Here is a 20,211-nt window from a genome sequence, read left to right on the forward strand (position 1 = left end):
ACGGGTGACGGCGCCGAAGGCCGGCCCGCACCGCGTCACCGCAGCGCCGGTTCCTCCAGCGTCAGCGTCCCCGCGTCCGCGTCCAGCTCGGCGGCCACCCCGAACGGGATCGTCAGCGCCCCGTCGCAGTGCCCGAACCCGAACCCCTCCACCACCGGCACCCCGAGGCCGCCGAGCCGGTCGGCGAACACGGCACGCAGCTCCTCGTACGGGCCGCACCGCTCCCACGAGCCGAGCGCGATCCCGGCGACACCGTCGAGCAGACCGGTGCGCAGCAGCTGGGTGAGCGCCCGGTCGATCCGGTACGCGCTCTCCCCCACGTCCTCGATCATGAGCAGCCCGCCGCGCGCACCGGGCCGGGCGTGCGGGGTGCCCTGGTCGGCGGCGAGGATGGCCAGACAGCCGCCGAGGGTGACGCCCCGGGTGCGCCCGGGTACCAGCGCCGAACCGGCCGCGGCGTCGATGACCCGTACCGACTCCGGATCGAACAGCGTGGCCCGCAGATGGTCCTGCGTCCGCGCGTCCTTGAGAAAGTCGACGGCGGACGCCATCGGCCCGTGGAGCGTGACGAGTCCGAGGCGGACCGCGAACGCCTCGTGCAGCGCGGTGACGTCGCTGTAGCCGACGAGCACCTTGGGCCCGGCCGCCCGCAGCGCCTCCCAGTCGAGCAGGTCGACCATGCGCTGCGCGCCGTAACCGCCACGGGCGCACAGCACCGCGTCGACCGTGGGGTCGCACCAGGCGGCCTGGAAGTCGGCGGCCCGGTCGGCGTCCGTACCGGCGAGGTAGTCGAACTCCCCGTGCCGGTACAGGACATGGGGTGCGACGACGGGGTCGAGATCCCAGCCGCGCAGAATGTCGAGCCCGGCCTGCAGCCGCTCCTCGCGGACGGGCCCACTGGGTGCGACGACGGCCACCCGGGCGCCGCGCGTGAGCCTCGACGGCCTTGTCAGCGGCTTCACTTGACGAGCTCCAGGGTCGGGATGCCGGGCGGGGTGAGCCCGAAGACCTGTGCGTACAGGGACAGTTCGGACTCCAGCACGCGTACGGTCGTCTCCGCGCGCCGGAAGCCGTGCCCCTCACCCTCGAACGCGATGTACCGGTGTGGCACCCGCCGCCCCGTAGCCGCGAGCCGGGCGAGGAACCGGTCGCACTGCACCGGCGGGCAGATGACGTCGTCCAGCCCCTGCAAGAGCAGGAAGGGCGCGGTGATGTCTGCTGCGTGCTCGGCGGGCGAGCGTTCCAGATAGCGGCCCGGGACCTCGGCGAGCGGGCCGACCAGGGACTCCAGGTACTGCGACTCGAAGTCGTGGGTCTCCCCCGAGCCCCAACCGGCGAGGTCGAGGATCGGGTAGAGGATCGTGCCGCAGGCGTAGACGTCGGTGCCGGTGAGGGAGGCCGCCGCAGTCCAGCCGCCCGCGCTGCCGCCCCGGACGGCGAGCCGGTCACGGTCGGCGGTGCCCTCGTCGGCGAGGGCGAGCGCGACGGCCGCGCAGTCCTCGACGTCGACGACTCCCCACTGTTCGCGCAGCCGGCCCCGGTACTCGCGCCCGTACCCGGTCGACCCGCCGTAGTTGACCTCGGCGACACCGATGCCCCGCGACGTGAAGTAGGCGATCTCCAGGTCGAGCACGAGCGGCGCCCGCCCGGTCGGCCCCCCGTGCGCCCACACGACGTACGGGGGCAGCTCGTCGCCCGGCGCCGTGTACCCGGGGTGGTGCGGCGGATAGATGTGCGCGTGGACGTCCCGGCCCTCCGGGCCGGTGAAGGTGCGGATCTGCGGCTCGGGATAGTGCACGGGGTCGACCGGGTCGCGGTGCGCGGCGCCGATGACCCGGGCCTGTCCCGTACGGGTGTCCAGCTCGACGACCTCGTAGGCGCTGCGCGGGCTCGCCCCGACGGCGACGACCCTCTCCCCGTGCACGGCGAGGGTGGCCGCGAACTCGGTCCAGGGGCCGGCCGCGTCGACGACGTCGCCGGTCTCCGGGTCCAGTACCCCGAGCGAGGTCGCCCCGCGCCCGTGCACGACGGCGACGAGGCCGCCCTCCAGCGGTGCGAACCAGCTCTGGCCGACCTTCCACAGCGCCCCGCCGAACTCCTCCTCGCGACGACACACCGGCATGTGGTCCCGGTGCAGGTTCCACCAGCCGGAGCGGTCGCTGACGTACAGCAGCGCTCCGTCGGCCGCCCAGTCCACCTGCGGGATCGACTCGTCGGTCCCTCCGGCGACCGTGCGGGCGCCGCTCAGCGTGCCGTCGGCCGCCACCTCGGCGACCACCAGTTCGGTCCCGTCCCAGGGCATCCGCGGATGGTCCCAGGCGAGCCAGGCCGCGCGCCGCCCGTCGGGCGAGATCCGGGGTCCGGTGACGAACCGGTGCCGGTCGTCGGTGAGTTCGCGTACGGCGTCCCGGTCCTGGACGGCCGATCCGTCCAGCGGCACGGCGGCGAGCACGCGCCGCACATCCGTAGGTCCGTCGCCGGTGAACTCCTCCAGTACGCACCAGACTTCACCGAGCCCGAGCTTCAACTGCGGCTCCACCCAGCGCAGTCCACCGCCGACCGGGGACAACGGCGTGAGCGGGCGCGGTTCCTGCCCCTCCGCCAGGCAGTACAGCCGCTGGTCGGCGAAGTTGACGAACACGACCAGCGGCCCGCCGTCCCGCATGACGCCGGCCCACGGCCGGCCGCCGTACTCCATGACCCGGCTGCGCACGTTCCACGGCGCGTCCAGGACCGACTCCTGGACGCCGTCGGCGCGCCGCCGCACCAGGGTGCGCCGGCCGCCCTCGGTGGGCCGGGGCTCCGTCCACCAGACCTCGTCGCCGACGAAGCCCACGTGCTCGGGGGATCCGTCGTGCTCGGCGGCGAGTTCCGCGTCGATGGGCGAGAGCCATGAACCGTACGGCAGTGTCTGCACTGTCTTCCCCACTCGCTAGGCCGTCCGCAGGAACCGGTCGAGTACCCGGACCCCGAAGTGCAGCGCCTCCACCGGGACGCGCTCGTCGACACCATGGAAGAGTGCCTGGTAGTCGAGGCTCTCGGGCAGCCTCAGCGGCGCGAATCCGTACCCGGTGATACCGAGCCGCGAGAACTGCTTGGCGTCGGTGCCACCGGACATGCAGTACGGCACCACGTGCCCCTCGGGCGCGAACTCCTCGACGGCGGCGCGCATCCGGGCGTACGTGGGTGAGTCCACGGGCGCCTGCAACGCCACCGAGCGATGGTGGAACTGCCACTCCACGTCGGGGCCGGTGAGTTCGTCGAGGGTGGTGCGGAACTCGTCCTCGCAGCCGTGCAGGAAGCGCCCGTCGACGTACGCGACGGCCTCCCCCGGGATCACGTTGACCTTGTAACCGGCGTTCAGCATGGTCGGGTTGGCGCTGTTGCGGACGGTCGCCTCGACGAGCCGGGCGGCGGGTCCGAGCTTGGTGAGGAGCCCGTCGATGTCGCCCAGGTCCGGTTCGATGCCCTGGAGGGCGGCGAGTTGGGTGAGAGCGGCCTCGACGGTCGGGGTGAGGCGCAGCGGCCACTCGTAGGCGCCGATGCGGGCGACGGCGGCGGCGAGGTGGGTGACGGCGTTGCTGTGGTTGACCTTCGAGCCGTGTCCGGCGCGGCCCCTGGCGGTCAACTTGAGCCAGGCGGTGCCGCGTTCTCCGGCGGCGATGGGGTACAGGTGGCGTCCGGAGCCGTCGTGGAAGGTGAACGCCCCGGACTCGCCGACCCCTTCGGTGCATCCCTCGAACAGTCCGGGGTGCTCGGCGGCCAGGAACTCGGAGCCGTCCTTCGCGCTGTCCTCCTCGTCGGCGGTGAACGCGATCACGATGTCGCGCCGGGGCCGCACGCCCTCGCGGGCCCAGTCGCGGACGACGGCGAGGATCATCGCGTCCATGTTCTTCATGTCGACGGCGCCCCGCCCCCAGACGACTCCGTCACGGATCTCCCCGGAGAAGGGGTGCACGCTCCAGTCGTCGGCCCGCGCGGGCACGACGTCGAGATGACCGTGCAGGAGCAGCGCGTCGGCGGACGGGTCGGTGCCCTCGATCCGGGCGACGACGTTGGTGCGCCCCTTGGTCCGCTCGATCAGCGTGGGTTCGAGGCCGGTCTCGGCGAGGAGCGCGGCGGCGTACTCGGCGGCCGGCCGCTCGGTGCAGTCGCCGCCACCGTGGTTGGCCGTGTCGATCCGGATGAGATCGGAGGTGAACGACACCACCTCGTCGAGTGCCTGCTGCTCAGCCATACTGCTCCTCCACCGCGGCCGAGACGATCGTCGTGACCGCCTTGAAGGTACGAATGCCCTCGTACATTGTGCCGCTGGTGTACGCCACCTTCCGCTCGCCGATCCGCTCGACGCCGGGTACGACGGTGGCGGCCATGGCGAGATGCTCGGCGTCGAACTCCAGCGCGACGGTGAACGGCCCACCGGCCACGGGCTCGTGCCGGACGGCCAGCGCGGCGGCCTCCTTCGCGGCGGCCCGGATGTCCCCGGCGGTCCTGGCGGGCGTCCGGCACACGGCGGCGTACCGCGACACATGGTCCTTGACGGCGACCTTCAGCGCCTCGGGCGCGTATCCGAGCGCGTCCTCACAGGCGAGGTCGTCGCCGGTGACGAGCACGACGGGGACCCCGTACTCGGCGACCACATGGGAGTTGAGGAGCCCTTCGCTGGCCCGTACGTCGTTCACCCACACGCCGGTGATCGAGTTGGCGAGGTAGGTGTGGGCGAGGACGCCCTCCATGCCGGCGCCCGTGTGATAGCCGACGAAGGCGATGCCGTCGACGTCGCCGTGCTGCACGCCCTCCACCATGGACAGCGACTTGTGGCGCCCGGTGAGCATCTCCACCCGCTCGTCAAGCCGTTCGAGGAGCAGATTGCGCATCGTCCAGTGGGCCTCGTTGACCAGCACCTCGTCGGCGCCGCCGTCGAAGAAGCCGAGCACGGCGGCGTTGACGTCCGAGGTGAACATCGAACGGCACCGCTCCCACTGCGGGGTGCCCGGCAGCACGTCGGCCGGCCAGGTGACGCCGGTGGCGCCCTCCATGTCGGCGCTGATGAGAATCTTCATGGTGAGACAGTCCCGTCGCAGGTCAGCGGCTCGCTGTCCGAACGTTACGCGCCGGGCTCCGTCCCGGCCAGGAAGCGTCCCTTCGGCCTCCCGGGGAAACCCACGGCTGCGCGCACGAACGGTTCAGCGGCCGAGCATGACGACAGCCCCGCCTCCCTGCGGAGACGGGGCTGTCGGACAGGCTGCCGCCCTACGAAACGGCGGCGGTCCCTCTGCTCCTTGTCAGGAGCGCGGGGTCAGGAACGGCGGGAGCGACGGGCCAGGAAGAGCGCTCCGGCTCCGAGGGCGACGACCGCGGCAGCCGCACCGGCGATCGCGCCGACGGGCGCGCCGGCACCGGTCTCCGCCAGCGGCGGGGTGCTCTCGCTGGGCGTGGGCTCCGGCGTGGTGGGCGGGGTCGCCTGCACCGGCGGCACGTCCGGGGTGGTGGGCGGCGTGGTGGAGGTCACGGGGGTGGTCGGCGGAGTGGCCGGCGGGGTCGACTCCTCGGCGGGCGGCTCGCTGCCCGCAGGGGTGCTGGGAGTCGCGGGCGTGGTCGGCGTGGCCGGGGTGCTCGGCGCCGGCTCCGAGGGAGTGGGGGCGGGCGGCTCGGAGGCGCCGGTGTCGCACGTCTTCTCGCCACCGTTCCAGGCGGCTATGAGGTGGTACGGGGTGAACACGTTGTCGGGCTGGTAGGGGGCGGGGCCGTGGCCCTCTCCCGACTGGCCGTCGTACTTGATGTCCTCGCCGTACAGGTCGATCTGCCCGTAGCAGTCGGGAGCCTTGACACTCAGCTTCTGCCAGTCGCGCTCGCCGTCGCCGGCCACGTCGGCGGCGGTGAGGTAGACGGTGTCCATGTCGACCAGGGTCTGGTGACCGGAGGTGTTCCAGTTCGGGCCCTCGGTGGTGTACTCGGCCAGGGACACGGGGTACTTGCAGCCCTCCCCGACGCTCTGGTCCGGGGCCAGCCGCACCTCGACGTCGCCGGGAGCGCTGGACCAGGAGTGGAACCCACCCTGCGAGGTCCAGTCGCCGCCGGCGATGCGGTACTGGACGGTGGCGGACTGGCAGGCCCCGCCCGTGGTCGCGCTCGCCGTGCCCGCCCCGAGGACGGGTACGGCAGCGGCGGCGAAAGCTGTGGCAGCGAGGACAGCCAGAGTCCTGGACTGGTGCGAACGCGACAAAATGAGCCTCTGTGTTTCGAAATGTGTGGGAAGTGTGCCGAATGTGGTGACCGCTGCGGACAGACAGCGAAATCGTGCGCGCCCAGGTCACTCATGTCACTTCACTCGCTTCAGGCCCAGCGAAGTGATCCGCATTCTCGCCACGTCGGGTGGCTCCCGTCAATCCTTCACCAGTTCTTCACATTTCGAGTTGGCCGCGACGGCCTCGGGCGCCGCGTCCCGGGCCGCCGTGGTAGTCAGCGCTGCTGTGCCACGACGACCCACTTCGAAGGCAGCACGATGCGGGTCCCGTCGGGCGTGTACTCCGTGGTGGTGAGTGGCAGTTCGCCGCTCCCGAGGACCTTCAGACCCGCCGCGCTCAGGTACACGGGCACGGCCGAGTCCGCCACCTCACCGGGTGCGATGCCGTGTTCGAGGACCGGGCGCAGCTTGGACGGCGGGCCCTCGGCGCTCTGGGCGAGGCCCATGAGGATGGGGCGCGCGTCCTGCGACAGTTCGACCAGGAAGGCCCGGCCGGTCTGTCCGATGAGGGTGGCGATGCCGTCGACGAGGGTCTGCCGATCGTCGGCGTCGCACTGGTGGAGCACCCCGCGCATGTACACGTTGGCGTCGCCGAGCTTCGCGTGCAGCGCCTCGACCTCGGACTTCTCGGCGCAGTCGAGCAGTTCGTACTCGGCCGCGCCCTCCGGATCGGCGCTGCGGGCCCGCTCCAGTGCCGCGGGCGAGAGGTCCGCGCCGACGACCCGGGTGAACCGGTCGGTGAGGAAGCGGGTCTGGGTGCCGTTGCCGCAGCCGAGGTCCAGCAGCGGCAACTCGAAGTCCGCGAGGTGCGGTTCGAAGACGGCGAGGTGGAGGCCGGCGGTCAGGACGGGCTCCGCGTCCCAGAAGACGGCGCCCGGTCCGTGAGGTGCCTCGCGCCAGAAGCCCTCCCAGGCCTCCCGGTATCGACTCGTCACGCTCATACCCAACTCCCCAGGGTGCGACGGCTGCCCGTCCGAGGTGACGGGCCAGTTCGGTCTACCGTGCCCCGGTTACGCCCACAAGCGCACCGCGTGTACCTTCACGGCTCGTTCGAGAGGTGTGTGCCGGTGTGCGCCTCGCACGCCTCCCCGGCCCCGCGGCACATCAATCCAAGCACAGGGCCGACATCCACGGCGGGGTGTCAGCGCCGACGCGGCAACGTGAGTTCGAACCACACGGTCTTGCCCGCGCCCGTCCGGCTCGTGCCCCACTCCCGGGCCAGCGTGCTCACCACCCGCAGCCCGCGACCGAACTCGGCCAGCGGCTCGGCGTCGAGCAGCGTGGGGAGCTCGTGGTCGTCGTCGTCCACCTCGCACAGCAGCGTCTCGCCGCGCACGAGCCGCAGCTCGACCGGACGCCCGTGCGAGTGCCGTTCGGCGTTGGTGACGAGTTCGCTGACCAGCCGCTCGGCGTTGTCCACGAGCCGTGCGAGGCCCCAGTCGTGGAGCTGTTCGCGGACCACGGCCCGGGCGCGGCCGACCTCGGCCGGGTCGAGGGCGAGCCGCCACTCGGCGACGTCGTCCGGTTCGATGCCGTTGAGCCGGGTCATCAGCAGCGCCACGTCGTCCTTGCGGCCGCCGCCTGTGTTGAGAGCACGGATGATCGTGTCGCAGGCGTCGTCCATCGAGGCGGCGGGGTGGGCGGCGGACTCGCAGAGCGTCGCCAGGCCCACGGCGATGTCCTCGCCGCGTACCTCGACCAGGCCGTCGGTGCACATCACGAGCCGGTCGCCGGGCTCCACGCGCACGCGTACCGCCTCGAAGGGCACTCCGCCGACGCCGATGGGCGCACCGGTGGGCAGGTCGAGCAGCTCGCTGCGGCCGTCGTCGGCGCGGACCAGCACGGGCGGGATATGGCCCGCGTTGGCGATGTGCAGCTCGCTCGCGATCGGGTCGTAGACGGCGTAGAGACAGGTCGCGAGGTAGGTGTCGCCGAGGCGCTGGGCGAGGTCGTCGAGGTGGCGCAGAAGCTGGGCGGGTGGCAGGTCGAGGGCGGCCATGGTCTGGACGGCCGTACGCAACTGGCCCATCATCGCCGCCGAGTTGAGGCCGTGCCCCATGACGTCGCCGACGACGAGGGCGGTGCGGGCTCCGGGCAGTTTCACGGCGTCGAACCAGTCACCGCCGACCCGGCCGAGCAGCGTGCCGGGAAGGTAGCGGGTGGCGATGTCGCAGCCCGCCAGGCGCGGCGGGATCTGCGGCAGCATGCTGTCCTGGAGGGTCTCGGCGACGCTCTCCTGGTGGGTGTACATGCGCGCGTTGTCGAGCACGAGGCCCGCGCGGGCGGCGAGTTCGGCGCCGGTGACCCGGTCCATGTCGTTGAACTCGACGCGCTCGGGGTGGCGCAGCAGGATCATGAAGCCGAGGACGACGTTACGGGCCTTCAGCGGTACGACGAGCATGGAGCGGCCCGTGATCAGCGGCCGGATGTCACGCTTCTCGAACTGCGAGGCGATTCGGTGCCCCAGCTGTTCGCTGATGCGCGGCACGAGGACGGGCTGACCGCTGGTCATGCACTGGAAGAACGGGGTGTCCGCCGGGAACGGCATGGCCTCGCCGACCGGTACGACGTCGTCCCAGCGACCTGGTTCGTCAGTGTGTTCGAGGGCGACGCGGTGCCACATCGTCGTCGTGTCGGGCACACCGTCGGGGAACCCCTCCCCCGCGACGACCTGTTCGCGCAGATAGGTGCCCGCCACGTCCGTGAAGCGGGGGACGACGGCCTTGCTGACCTCGATGATCGTGCGGGACAGGTCGAGCGAGGTGCCGATGCGTCCGCTGACCTCGTTGAGAAACTCCAGCCGCTCGCGTACGGCCGCGTATTCGAGGTCCTCGACGTCGTCCTGGAGGTCCTCGGGCAGCGGCTCGCCGGCCTGCGCCGCCCGGGCCGCCCGCTCCCGGCGGGCCTTGCGCTCGGCGCGCCGGGGAACACCCCAGTCGGGGGTCACCGGCACCAGGTCGTGCCGGCTGAACTCCAGGACGGGATAGCCCAGTTCGAGGATCTGGGCGACGATGCGCGCACTCTCCCCGACGCTCATGCTGGGCAGGATCTCGGGGAGCCTGCGGGCGAGTTCGTCGGCGCCGGGGAAGTCGGTGTGCAGGGCGAATCCGGGCGCTATGCGCTCGCCGGCGACCCCTTCGTCCTCCTGTCGCAGTACGTCGGTGTCGGCGGCCAGCACGAGGAGGCGCTCGTGGCCGGGGCCCACCAAGGGGTACGCCCACCACAGCACGTCGGTGCGGTCGTCGTCCCGACCGGCCACCGCGAGACGGGCGCGGCCCGCGGCGCGGTAGGCGAGCCGGCCGTCGAGCGAGGACTCCAGGTCGGGTCCCAGGCCGTCGTGGGCGGCGTACGCCCCGTACGGCGTGGTGTCCTCGCCGTCGGCGTCGGGCAGGGCCCCGGAGACGGGCAGCAGGTCGGCGGCGGGCCGGCCGAGCGCTTCCTCCTTGGAGGCGCCGAACAGCCGACGCGCGCCCCGGCTCCAGTGCGAGACCAGGCCTTCGCGGTCGACGACCACCACGGCCAGCGGGATACGGCCCGCCGCGGCATGCTCCGCCGACGCGTTCTCCCCAGCCCCGCGGCCGGGGCGTGCGCCCGTCTCGGTGCCATGGTCCATGGCGCAGGCCCCTTCTTCCCACGGCTCCGCAAGATCTGTGCCGTCGTCACCACCGTACGGCGCCGGTCCGTCGCGATGTGTGCCATTCCTGTAATTGGCCTTGGCCGGTCGGCTCCGGCGCACGGACGCGCGCCCCGTGCGCCGGTACGGCCCCGGAGGCCGGCCGTCCGGTCGGCCGGTGCCGGCGCCCGGACCTGCGGATCAGTCGTCGTACCCGAGCTGGAGGTCGCGTTCCGCGAGGCCACCGCCGCCCACCTGGAGGACGGTGGCGACCGGCGGGTAACCGGAGGCGATGACCGTGTACTCGCCGGAGGCCAGGTCGACGAAGCGGAAGGTGCCGTCGGCCGCGGTGGTGAGGGTGTTCATGACGTTGCCGGCCGCGCCGATCAGCGTCACGCGCGCGTCCCCGACGGGCCGTCCGTCGCCCGCCCGCACGGTGCCCTTCAGGACGGTGCCGCCCGCGAGTTCGACGTCCTGACGGGTCTCCCGGGACGCTCTCACGGAGACGGGGAGCGCGGCCGGGCGGAACGCGGGAGCGCCGACGGCGAGGGTGTACTCGCCGGCCACCAGCTCGGTGATGAGGTAGCCGCCCTCGCGTTCGCTGCGGGTGGTGGCGACGACCTCGCCGTGCACGTTGGTGAGGGTGACGGTGGCGTCCGGGACCGGTGTGCCGTCCGCGGTTCGTACCCGGCCCGCCAGGCGCCCCGCGCCGCCGAGGACGAGGTCCAGTTCGACGGGCTGCTCGCCGACGGTCACGGCGACCGCCTGCGGCTGGTGTCCGCCCGCCGCGGCGATCAGGACGTACGCGCCCGAGCCGGGCGTGGACAGCGCGAACCGCCCGTCCTCGGCGCTCGCGCCCCGCCCGATCTGCACACCGGTGACGTCGATGAGGGTGAGCGCCGCGCGCGGTACGACGGTCCCGTCCGGTTTCTGCACCGTGCCGCGCACCGGGATGCCGACGGTGTACGGCGGGTGGGGCTGGGACATCGTCAGGGTGGCCGAGGAGCCCGCCGCGTCGAGGTCGGCGGGGGCGGGGTGGTGCGACACCAGCGGTTTCTCCTTGAGGAAGCAGGCGACGAGCAGGCCGAGGACCAGCACCGGCACGAGGTACAGGAAGACGCGCGGCATGGCGTCGGCGTACGCCCTGATGTAGCTGTCGCGCAGCGCCGGGGGAAGCGTGTGCACGAGCCGTGGGGTGATCGAGTCGGGGTCGGGCAGCCGGACACCCGCGCGCGTGGGCAGGGCGCCGCGCAGGGACTCGGTGAGCCGGTTCGCGAAGAGGGTGCCGAAGACCGCGGCGCCGACGCTGCCGCCGATCTGCCGGAAGTAGTTGCCGGCGCTGGTCGCGGTGCCGAGGTCGGAGGGGCGTGCGGAGTTCTGCACGGCGAGGACCAGGACCGGCATCACCATGCCGATGCCGGCGCCGAGGACGGCCATCCAGAGGCTGTAGTGCAGCCGGGGCGTGTCCACTTCGAGGCGGGACAGCAGCCACATGCCGAGGGCGGCCACGGCGCTGCCGACGACCGGCCAGACCTTGTAGCGGCCGGTGTGGCTGATGAGCTGCCCGGAAACGATCGACGCGCCGACGATGCCGGCCATCATGGGCACCATCAGCAGACCGGACTCGGTGGCGGAGGCGCCGTCGACCATCTGGAGGAAGGTCGGCAGATAGCTGGCGGCCCCGAACAGCGCCACCCCGATCACCAGGCCCACCAGAGCGGTGACGTTGAAGACTGGGTCCCTGAACAGCCGCAGCGGGATGAGGGGTTCGGGCGCGAAGTGCTCGGCGACGACGAAGAGCACACCGGCCAGGGCCGCTCCGGCGCCGAGCCCGAGGATCTCACGCGAGCCCCACGCGTACTCGGTGCCGCCCCAACTGGTGAGCAGCACCAGGCAGGTCGAGGTTACACCGAGCAGCAGCGCACCGAGGAGGTCGAACCGGGCCCTGGCCGTGGGCTTCGGCAGTTTCAGTACGACGGTGACGACGGCCAGCGTCAGCAGACCGAACGGCACGTTGAACCAGAAGCACCACCGCCAGGAGAGGTGGTCGGTGAAGTAGCCGCCCAGGAGGGGCCCGGCGACCGAGGCGAGGCCGAACGAGGCACCGATCAAGCCCATGAAGCGCCCGCGTTCGCGCGGCGGCACGATGTCCGCGATGATCGCCTGCACGCCGATCATCAACCCGCCCGCGCCGGCGCCCTGGAGGGCGCGGAAGGCGATGAGCTCGTCCATGGTCCGCGACCGGCCGGCCAGCGCCGAACCGACGACGAAGACGACGATCGCGAACTGGAAGACGCCCTTGCGGCCGAGCAGATCGCCGAGTTTGCCGTAGACCGGAAGACCGACCGTGGCCGTGAGCAGATACGCGGTGATCGCCCAGGACATCCGGTCCAGACCGTGCAGTTCACCGACGATCCTCGGGAGCGCGGTGGCGACGATCATCTGCTCCAGGGCGGCGAGCAGCAGGGCGAGCACGAGCCCGAAGAACACCAACCGCACCTGGCGCGGGCCGAGTCGGGGTGGCTCCGCCGGGGGTGGAGGGAGCGCGGTCTCCGGTTCGGCCTGCACCAGAGTGATCCCGCCCATGTACCGCTCCCCTCGCCGCACCTACCGCACAATTCCCGCTTTGGGCGACAACTGTGAGCAGGCGCGACGAGTTACGGCGTGGCGGTGCACAGGGGGGAGATCCACTCGAACCGGTGAGGGCCGCGACGGCGGAGGCCAACGCCCCTCACCCTTCGGTTACTTCTCCACTTCGGTGGCGAGCTTGTCGAGAAGGGCGTCGTAGATACGGGCGAGGCCCTTGGGGGCGAAGGTCCGCTCGAAGAAGCCGCCGATGCCGCCGGCGCCGTCCCAGACAGTGGTGACGACGACCCTCGACTTGCCCTCACCGGCGGGGGTGACACGCCAGGTGGTGACCATCGAGGAGTTGCGGTCCTTCTCGACGAGCTCACCGTCGGTGGGCTCGGTGACCTCCAGGAGGCAGTCACGGACGCGCTTGCTGGTGGCCTGGAGCTTCCAGTGGACGAGAGTGCCCTCGCCGTCGCCGCCCTCGCGCACCTCGAACTCGCTGAACTGCTCGGGCATCACGGTCGCGCGCGTGCCGCTGTAATCGGCGAGGGCGTCGAACACCGTCTCCGCGTCCGCCGCGACGATGCGCTCCGTGGTGGCCTCGACCTGCGCCATTGCATTCCTCCAGCAGCTGGTTCTTCGGGGGTCGGGGCTCACCCAACCACCCCGCCGCCCGGCCACCCAAATCGGGGTGGGGGCTGCCGACGAGCTTCACCACACTCGAACATACGATCGCACGATCAAGGGAACATGTGTTCTATTCTGGGGTGAGTACTCACCGAGGAGGTGTCATGCGCTGGGAGAACCTCACAGTGGAGTCCGGCTCCGGCCCGGCCGACGCCGCGCTGTTCGGCGCGGACGCGGTCACCACCCGTACCTTCGACCTCCCCGAGTTCCGCGGGATCACCTTCCACGAGATCCGGGCCCGTTCGATCATCAACCGGGTGCCGGGGGCCTCACGGATGCCGTTCGAGTGGACGGTGAACCCCTACCGAGGCTGCACGCACGCGTGCGTCTACTGTTTCGCGCGCAAGACGCACAGCTATCTGGACCTCGACACCGGTCTCGGCTTCGACTCGCAGATCGTCGTCAAGGTGAACGCGCCGGAGCTGCTGCGCCGTCAGCTCGGCTCGCGCCGCTGGCTCGGCGAGCACATCGCGATGGGCACCAACGTCGACTGCTACCAGCGCGCGGAGGGCCGCTACCGGCTGATGCCGGGCATCCTCACCGCCCTGCGCGACCACGCGAACCCCTTCTCGATCCTGACGAAGGGGACGCTGATCCTGCGCGACCTGGACCTCCTGGTGCAGGCCTCCCAGGTCACCGACGTCGGTATCTCCGTCTCCGTGGGCTTCACCGACCCCGACCTGTGGCGCACGGTGGAGCCGGGCACTCCCGCTCCGGAACGGCGCCTGGACGTCGTACGGACGCTGGGCGAGCACGGCATCGGCTGCGGGGTGCTGATGGCCCCGGTGCTCCCGTTCCTCAGCGATCACCCGGACCGACTGCGGGCCACCGTGCGGGCGATCGCCGCCTCCGGGGCGACCTCCGTGACCCCGCTGGTGCTGCATCTGCGCCCCGGTGCCCGCGAGTGGTACATGGCCTGGCTGGGGCACCATCACCCCCATCTCGTGCGCCGGTACGAGCGGTTGTACGCGGAGGGCGCCTACGCCCCCAAGTGGTACCAGCGCCGGATCACCCGCCAGGTCCACGACCTGGCCCAGGAGTACGGAATAGGCCCCACGCGCGCGGGAATGCCCCGCAGGATTCCCGACCCCGCCGAGACCGACCCCGTCACACCCGGTGCCACGGCACCCGAGCCGGTCCAGCTGACCCTTCTCTGAAAGGGTGCTGCCATGAACGACCTGATCCTCGTCCGCGAGATGGCCCTCGACGACTGTGAGCGCGTCTCCGAAATCCGTATCCGGGGCTGGCAGCACGCCTACAAGGGCCTGATGCCGCAGCCGTATCTCGACGCCCTCAGTGCGGCCGAGGACGCGGAGCGTCGGCGTACGTTCTTCGTGCGGGCCGGGTCGGAGGTCGTCAACCTGGTCGCGGAGCAGGCCGGCGAGGTCGTCGGCTGGGCCTGTCACGGGCCCTACCGGGACGGCGAGATCCGCACCGACGACGCCGAGTTGTACGCGATCTACGTGGACGTCGGGCAGTTCGGCGCCGGTGTCGGGCAGGCGCTGCTGCGGGAGGCGATACGCAGGTGCGCCGACGCCAGGCACCGGCGCATGTTCCTGTGGGTTCTCGAGGGCAACGAGCGCGCGCGGCGGTTCTACGAGCGGGCGGGGTTCGCGGCCGACGGCGCCGAGGAGCCCTTCGAGGTGGACGGGGTCGCCGTACCGGAGGTGCGGTACGTGCGGGAGCTGCTCCGCTGACCACCCCTCCGGCTCATCTCTGCTTCGGGATGCGCGCCAGCGCGTGCACCGCCGCCTCCGCGAGCGCCGGGTGCGCGAGGGCCTCGTTCAGGACCGGTGCCGCGCGGCGGTCGCCCAGCGTGCCGAGCGCCTCCACACAGGCGAGCGCCACCCGCCGGTGGGGGTCGTGCGGTCTCAGACGGCGGGCCAGCGTGGTGATCAGCGCGGGGACGGACTCAGGGGCGCGCAGCTCGGCCAGCAGCCGGACCGGGTGCAGGGCGTAGGCCACACGCAGTTCGTTCGTCGCGAGGGCGGCTGCCGCACGGGCCGTGCGCGGGTCACCGAGGCGGGCGAGGGCGTACGCGGCGGAGGCGCAGCGCTGCGGGTCACGGTGGTTGAGGAGGAGGACGAGGGCCTCGAAGGCCCGCCGGTCCCCCGCGAGTCCCAGCCGGAAGGCCGCCAATTCCCGGGCCCACAGCGGCTGTCCGGGAGCGGTGAGGACATCCGCGAGTTCGTTTCGGTCGTCGGTCGCCACCAGGTGTACGTATGCGGCGGACGCCCCCGACTCCTGCCGTAAGCGTTCCGTGAGTGATCGCAACTCTTCGTCCATGGTGCGAGATTAGGTGCGCGAGCGGGGCCGCGTGGGCAGGACTCGGGGACGTACATCACAAAAGCGGGGGCTGGCGCGCTCGTTACCCCCCGGTTAAGCTCAGACGAGCGAGTTACCCACTCGCGTTTCTGCTTGCGACGGCCTGGTGACGCAGCTGTCGTGAGTGCTGGTCGGTTCGGTACCTCGCGTACCGCAGTACGGCATCGGCTTGGGACAGAGCCGGTCGGATCCACCGATTCCCCGGGCGTGTGCGCTCGCGGCCCGGCAACACCCGCAATCCCTTCACGCACCCGGTGCGCCCCTCGGCGCACCCGCAGTGCTCCCAGTCGTCACCACCCTCATTCCTGGAGTCCCGCGATGGCCACTCCCCTGTCCCACACCTCTCCGTCCCCGCTCCAGACCGTCGCCGTGGTCGGCCTCGGCACGATGGGCACCGGCATCACCGAGGTCCTCACCCGCGCCGGCCGCGAGGTCGTCGGCATCGACATCGACGAGGCCACGACCGCGAAGGCCGTCGCCACGCTGGAGACCTCGACTGCCCGTGCCGTGGTGCGCGGCCGGCTCACCGCACAGGAGCGCGAGGACGTCCTCGCCCGCTTCCGCACCTCCACCGACCTGAGCGCGGCGGCCGACGCCGACCTGGTCATCGAGGTGGCGCCGGAGTCGTACGAGATCAAGCACCAGATCTTCCGCGCCCTCGACGACATCGTGCGCCCCGAGACGATCCTCGCGACGGGCACCAACGCCCTCTCGGTGACCCGCCTCGCCGCCGACTCGGCGCGTCCCGAGCGCGTCCTGGGCCTGCACTTCTTCAACCCGGCCCCGGCGATGAAGCTGGTCGAGGTGGTCTCGTCGGTGCTGACCGCGCCGCAGGCCGTCGCCGCGGTCACCGATCTGGCGTTCGAGCTTGGCAAGGAGCCCGTCGCGGTCGGTGACCGCCCCGGTTTCGTCGCGGACGGTCTGCTGTTCGGCTACCTCAACCAGGCCGCCGCGATGTACGAGGCGAAGTACGCCTCCCGTGAGGACATCGACGCGGCGATGCGCCTCGGCTGCGGTCTGCCCATGGGGCCGCTCGCCCTGCTCGACCTGATCGGCGTCGACACGGCCCGTACGGTCCTGGAGGCGATGTACGCCGAGTCCAACGACCGGCTGCACGCCCCGGCGCCGGTCCTCAAGCAGCTCAGCGAGGCGGGCCTGACCGGCAGGAAGTCGGGGCGCGGCTTCTACTCCTACGAGGCTCCTGGCAGCGCGACGGTCGTGGCGGACGCGCACACCCGGCTCTCCGGCGCCCCCGAGACCCCCGGCCGTACCGTCCGCTCCGTCGGTGTCGCCGGTTCCGGCACGATGGCCTCCGGCATCGCCGAGGTCTTCGCCAAGGCCGGGTACGAGGTGGTCCTCGCCGCCCGCAGCGAGGAGAAGGCCCAGGTCGCCAAGGCGAGGATCGGCAAGTCCCTCGCCCGCTCCGTCGACAAGGGCCGCCTCACCGCCGAGGCCGCCGCGCAGACCCTCGACCGGATCACCGCGGCGGGCTCGTACGACGCCTTCGCGGACGTCGATCTGGCCCTCGAGGCCGTCGCCGAGGACCTGGAGATCAAGCAGCAGCTGTTCGCGACCCTGGACAAGGTCTGCAAGCCGGGCGCGGTGCTCGCCACCACCACGTCCTCGCTGCCCGTCGTCGCGTGCGCCCGTGCCACCTCACGGCCCGAGGACGTGATCGGCATGCACTTCTTCAACCCGGCACCGGCGATGAAGCTGGTCGAGGTCGTCCGTACGGTGTTGACGGCCGACGACGTCCACTCAACGGTTCGCGAGGTCTGCGTCAAGATCAAGAAGCATGCCGTTGACTGCGGTGACCGAGCTGGATTCATCGTCAACGCATTGCTTTTCCCGTATTTGAACAACGCGATCAAGATGGTGCAGGAGCACTATGCATCTCTTGACGACATTGACGCGGCGATGAAGCTGGGCGGCGGCTACCCGATGGGTCCGTTCGAACTGCTGGACGTGGTCGGGCTGGACGTCTCCCTGGCCATCGAGAACGTCCTCCACCGCGAGTTCCGTGACCCGGGTCTGGCCCCCGCGCCGCTCCTGGAGCACCTGGTGGCCGCTGGCTGCCTCGGCCGCAAGACGGGCCGCGGCTTCCGCGAATATGCCCGCCGCTGACGGGTCCGGCGACTGGTCCGACGACTGGTCCGGTCCCGGCTTCGGACACGCCTTCGAGCGCGCCCCGGAACACGAAGAGGACTGGGGCGGCCTGCTCGACCCGTCCTCGGCGCCCCCGCCCGCGCGGGGCGGGGGTGATCCCGGACGCGCGCGCCGCCCTGCGCACATGCAGTACGTTCGGGTCATGTCCCAGGCCGCCAAGTCCCCCCGCACCCCAGCCACGCCCGACGCTCCGGAGAGCGCCGCGGGCAGCCGTGCCGCCGCCCAGCGGCTCAAGATGCGCCGCGAACTGGCGGCCGCGGCCATGGAGCTGTTCTCGGCCAAGGGCTACGAGGGCACCACCGTCGACGAGATCGCCGCCCGGGCCGGAGTGGCCCGCCGTACCTTCTTCCGGCACTTCCGCTCCAAGGAAGAGGCGATCTTCCCGGACCACGACGACACGTTGATCCGGGCCGAGGCGGTGCTCAACGCGGCGCCCGCGCACGAACATCCGCTCGACACCGTGTGCCGCGGCATCAAGGAAGTCATGAGGATGTACGCGGCCCGCCCGGAGATCTCGGTCGCCCGCTACAAACTGACGCGCGAGGTCCCCACCCTGCGGGAGGCGGAGATCGCGTCGGTCGCCCGCTACGAACGTCTCTTCACCCGCTATCTCCTGGGCCACTTCGACGAGCACGCCCACGACGACGACGCCAACGACGACCCGCTGCTGGCCGAGGTCGCCGCGTCGGCCGTGGTCACCGCGCACAATCACGTCCTGCGGCGCTGGCTGCGGGCGGGCGGCCAGGGCGACGTGGAGGCACAGCTCGACCACGCCTTCGGGATCGTGCGCAAGACCTTCGGGACGGGCATCGGCGCCGGGCGGGAGACCCCGTCCCGGCCGGTACCGGCGTCGGTGGCCTCACAGGGGGAGGTACTGGTGGCGGTGGCACGGACCGACGCGCCGCTCGCTGAGGTGATGCGGACCATCGAGCAGGCGCTGAAGGAAAGGGCCTAGGCAGACAGACACGAACACGGGAACGAGGCGGGTCGCGCGTACTGCGGCCCGCCTCTTCCGTGTCCGGTGCGCGCGCGGCACGATCTACTCCCCAGTAGCTTTTGATCGATCATCGCTCATTTGTTACGTAAAGATTTCATTTGAGTCCACTTTCTGGCACCCAGTGCCTTGTCACCTGACACGGGGTGCCATACCGTGAAGGTGTCCGGGCGGCCGGCGTGCAGAGACCATTCGTACGTCGGCTGTCCCCGCAAACCACGTGTCTGCGCGCCCGGACGCCTGCGTCACAGGCACCCTCCCGCGCCACCACGCGCTGCCGGAAGCACCACCCGCCGAACCGACGGCACCCTCACCCAAACCTCAGCAGCACCGACGTAACCCTCAGCGTTCCCCCTCAGGACGCCATCCGCCGGAGGCACCACCGTGACCGTTAAGGACATCCTGGACGCGATCCAGTCGCCGGAGTCGACTCCGGCCGACATCGCCGCTCTTCCGCTTCCCGAGTCGTACCGTGCGATCACCGTGCACAAGGACGAGACGGACATGTTCGCGGGCCTCGAAACCCGCGACAAGGACCCCCGCAAGTCGATCCACCTCGACGACGTCCCGGTCCCCGAGCTCGGCCCGGGCGAGGCCCTGGTGGCCGTCATGGCATCGAGTGTCAACTACAACTCGGTGTGGACGTCGATCTTCGAGCCACTGTCGACCTTCGGCTTCCTGGAGCGCTACGGAAAGCTCAGCGAGCTCACCAAGCGCCACGACCTGCCGTACCACATCATCGGTTCCGACCTCGCGGGTGTCGTCCTGCGCACCGGCCCCGGCGTCAATGCCTGGCACCCCGGCGACGAGCGTCGAGCTCGAGTCCTCCGACGGCCACAACGACACGATGCTCGACCCCGAGCAGCGCATCTGGGGCTTCGAGACGAACTTCGGCGGGCTGGCGGAGATCGCGCTGGTCAAGTCCAACCAGCTGATGCCGAAGCCGGACCACCTCAGCTGGGAGGAGGCCGCGGCCCCGGGCCTCGTCAACTCCACCGCGTACCGCCAGCTGGTCTCCCGCAACGGCGCCGGCATGAAGCAGGGCGACAACGTCCTCATCTGGGGCGCCAGCGGCGGGCTCGGCAGTTACGCCACCCAGTTCGCGCTGGCCGGCGGTGCCAACCCCATCTGCGTCGTCTCCAGCGACCAGAAGGCGGACATCTGCCGGGCGATGGGCGCCGAGGCGATCATCGACCGCAACGCCGAGGGCTACAAGTTCTGGGCCGACGAGCACAACCAGGACCCGCGCGAGTGGAAGCGGTTCGGCAAGCGCATCCGTGAGCTGACGGGCGGTGAGGACGTCGACATCGTCTTCGAGCACCCCGGCCGCGAGACCTTCGGCGCCTCCGTCTACGTCACCCGCAAGGGCGGCACGATCGTCACCTGCGCCTCCACCTCCGGCTTCAACCACGAGTACGACAACCGCTACCTGTGGATGTCGCTGAAGCGCATCATCGGCTCCCACTTCGCCAACTACCGCGAGGCATGGGAGGCCAACCGGCTGGTCGCCAAGGGCAGGATCCACCCGACGCTCTCCAAGGTGTACCCCCTGGAGGAGACCGGGCAGGCCGCCTACGACGTCCACCGCAACCTCCACCAGGGCAAGGT

General features: G+C 71.3%; 14 protein-coding genes and 1 pseudogene. 5 read left to right on the top strand and 10 right to left on the bottom strand.

Going from position 1 to position 20,211, the window contains the following annotated elements; translation table 11 throughout:
• Positions 1 to 35: 35 nt before the first annotated feature.
• The 9 genes from ADL01_RS36245 to ADL01_RS36285 form a co-directional block, all read right to left on the bottom strand.
• The gene (locus ADL01_RS36245; protein WP_053746319.1) at positions 36 to 962 is read right to left on the bottom strand and encodes a S66 peptidase family protein; all 927 of its coding nucleotides are present in this window, start codon (positions 960 to 962) and stop codon (positions 36 to 38) included.
• On the bottom strand, positions 959 to 2,917 hold the full coding sequence (locus tag ADL01_RS36250; protein ID WP_053746320.1) for a prolyl oligopeptidase family serine peptidase: 1,959 nt from the start codon (positions 2,915 to 2,917) through the stop codon (positions 959 to 961). The genes ADL01_RS36245 and ADL01_RS36250 overlap by 4 nt, the downstream gene beginning before the upstream one ends.
• A 15-nt stretch (positions 2,918 to 2,932) precedes the next feature.
• Positions 2,933 to 4,237 carry a M20/M25/M40 family metallo-hydrolase gene (locus ADL01_RS36255; protein ID WP_053746321.1) on the bottom strand — a complete coding sequence of 435 codons (1,305 nt, stop codon included), beginning with the start codon at positions 4,235 to 4,237 and terminating at the stop codon, positions 2,933 to 2,935.
• Positions 4,230 to 5,063 (bottom strand): M55 family metallopeptidase, encoded by an 834-nt coding sequence (locus ADL01_RS36260; protein WP_053746322.1) that lies wholly within the window; start codon positions 5,061 to 5,063, stop codon positions 4,230 to 4,232. The genes ADL01_RS36255 and ADL01_RS36260 overlap by 8 nt, the downstream gene beginning before the upstream one ends.
• A 236-nt stretch (positions 5,064 to 5,299) precedes the next feature.
• On the bottom strand, positions 5,300 to 6,226 hold the full coding sequence (locus tag ADL01_RS36265) for a hypothetical protein (protein WP_053746323.1): 927 nt from the start codon (positions 6,224 to 6,226) through the stop codon (positions 5,300 to 5,302).
• Between the two features lie 236 nt (positions 6,227 to 6,462).
• On the bottom strand, positions 6,463 to 7,188 hold the full coding sequence (locus ADL01_RS36270) for a class I SAM-dependent methyltransferase (protein WP_053746324.1): 726 nt from the start codon (positions 7,186 to 7,188) through the stop codon (positions 6,463 to 6,465).
• Positions 7,189 to 7,388: 200 nt separating this feature from the next.
• A complete protein-coding gene (locus tag ADL01_RS36275; RefSeq protein ID WP_053746325.1) occupies positions 7,389 to 9,860 on the bottom strand; it encodes a SpoIIE family protein phosphatase in 2,472 nt (823 codons plus the stop codon).
• Positions 9,861 to 10,061: 201 nt separating this feature from the next.
• The gene (locus ADL01_RS36280; RefSeq protein ID WP_053746326.1) at positions 10,062 to 12,446 is read right to left on the bottom strand and encodes an MFS transporter; all 2,385 of its coding nucleotides are present in this window, start codon (positions 12,444 to 12,446) and stop codon (positions 10,062 to 10,064) included.
• A 156-nt stretch (positions 12,447 to 12,602) separates the two neighbouring features.
• Positions 12,603 to 13,046: an SRPBCC family protein gene (locus tag ADL01_RS36285; RefSeq protein ID WP_053746327.1), complete on the bottom strand. Its 444-nt coding sequence runs from the start codon at positions 13,044 to 13,046 to the stop codon at positions 12,603 to 12,605.
• A 176-nt stretch (positions 13,047 to 13,222) separates the two neighbouring features.
• Here ADL01_RS36285 and ADL01_RS36290 point away from each other — a divergent pair, with 176 nt between their 5' ends.
• Positions 13,223 to 14,275, top strand: a complete 1,053-nt coding sequence (locus ADL01_RS36290; protein WP_053746328.1) for an Rv2578c family radical SAM protein — start codon at positions 13,223 to 13,225, stop codon at positions 14,273 to 14,275.
• Between the two features lie 12 nt (positions 14,276 to 14,287).
• A complete protein-coding gene (locus tag ADL01_RS36295; protein WP_053746329.1) occupies positions 14,288 to 14,815 on the top strand; it encodes a GNAT family N-acetyltransferase in 528 nt (175 codons plus the stop codon).
• Positions 14,816 to 14,828: 13 nt separating this feature from the next.
• Here ADL01_RS36295 and ADL01_RS36300 read toward each other — a convergent pair whose 3' ends face one another.
• A complete protein-coding gene (locus ADL01_RS36300; RefSeq protein WP_053746330.1) occupies positions 14,829 to 15,404 on the bottom strand; it encodes an adenylosuccinate lyase in 576 nt (191 codons plus the stop codon).
• Between the two features lie 357 nt (positions 15,405 to 15,761).
• Between ADL01_RS36300 and ADL01_RS36305 the strand changes: the two genes are divergently transcribed.
• The 3 genes and pseudogenes from ADL01_RS36305 to ccrA form a co-directional block, all read left to right on the top strand.
• The gene (locus ADL01_RS36305; protein WP_053746331.1) at positions 15,762 to 17,567 is read left to right on the top strand and encodes a 3-hydroxyacyl-CoA dehydrogenase family protein; all 1,806 of its coding nucleotides are present in this window, start codon (positions 15,762 to 15,764) and stop codon (positions 17,565 to 17,567) included.
• A 166-nt stretch (positions 17,568 to 17,733) separates the two neighbouring features.
• Entirely contained in the window at positions 17,734 to 18,564 is an 831-nt protein-coding gene (locus ADL01_RS36310) for a TetR family transcriptional regulator (protein WP_199835040.1), read from the top strand.
• A gap of 423 nt (positions 18,565 to 18,987) precedes the next feature.
• Positions 18,988 to 20,211 (top strand): annotated as a pseudogene (gene ccrA / locus ADL01_RS36315) (crotonyl-CoA carboxylase/reductase); the annotation flags it as partial.

Source organism: Streptomyces sp. NRRL WC-3618, from assembly GCF_001280005.1.
Lineage (GTDB): Bacteria > Actinomycetota > Actinomycetes > Streptomycetales > Streptomycetaceae > Streptomyces.

Coding starts and splice junctions, on each gene's coding strand:
- ADL01_RS36295 (WP_053746329.1), top strand. CDS start 14,288: ATGAACGACCTGATCCTCGTCCGCGAGATGGCCCTCGACGACTGTGAG.
- ADL01_RS36280 (WP_053746326.1), bottom strand. CDS start 12,446: ATGGGCGGGATCACTCTGGTGCAGGCCGAACCGGAGACCGCGCTCCCT.
- ADL01_RS36290 (WP_053746328.1), top strand. CDS start 13,223: ATGCGCTGGGAGAACCTCACAGTGGAGTCCGGCTCCGGCCCGGCCGAC.
- ADL01_RS36270 (WP_053746324.1), bottom strand. CDS start 7,188: ATGAGCGTGACGAGTCGATACCGGGAGGCCTGGGAGGGCTTCTGGCGC.
- ADL01_RS36275 (WP_053746325.1), bottom strand. CDS start 9,860: ATGGACCATGGCACCGAGACGGGCGCACGCCCCGGCCGCGGGGCTGGG.
- ADL01_RS36305 (WP_053746331.1), top strand. CDS start 15,762: ATGGCCACTCCCCTGTCCCACACCTCTCCGTCCCCGCTCCAGACCGTC.
- ADL01_RS36310 (WP_199835040.1), top strand. CDS start 17,734: ATGCAGTACGTTCGGGTCATGTCCCAGGCCGCCAAGTCCCCCCGCACC.
- ADL01_RS36255 (WP_053746321.1), bottom strand. CDS start 4,237: ATGGCTGAGCAGCAGGCACTCGACGAGGTGGTGTCGTTCACCTCCGAT.
- ADL01_RS36285 (WP_053746327.1), bottom strand. CDS start 13,046: ATGGCGCAGGTCGAGGCCACCACGGAGCGCATCGTCGCGGCGGACGCG.
- ADL01_RS36300 (WP_053746330.1), bottom strand. CDS start 15,404: ATGGACGAAGAGTTGCGATCACTCACGGAACGCTTACGGCAGGAGTCG.
- ADL01_RS36260 (WP_053746322.1), bottom strand. CDS start 5,063: ATGAAGATTCTCATCAGCGCCGACATGGAGGGCGCCACCGGCGTCACC.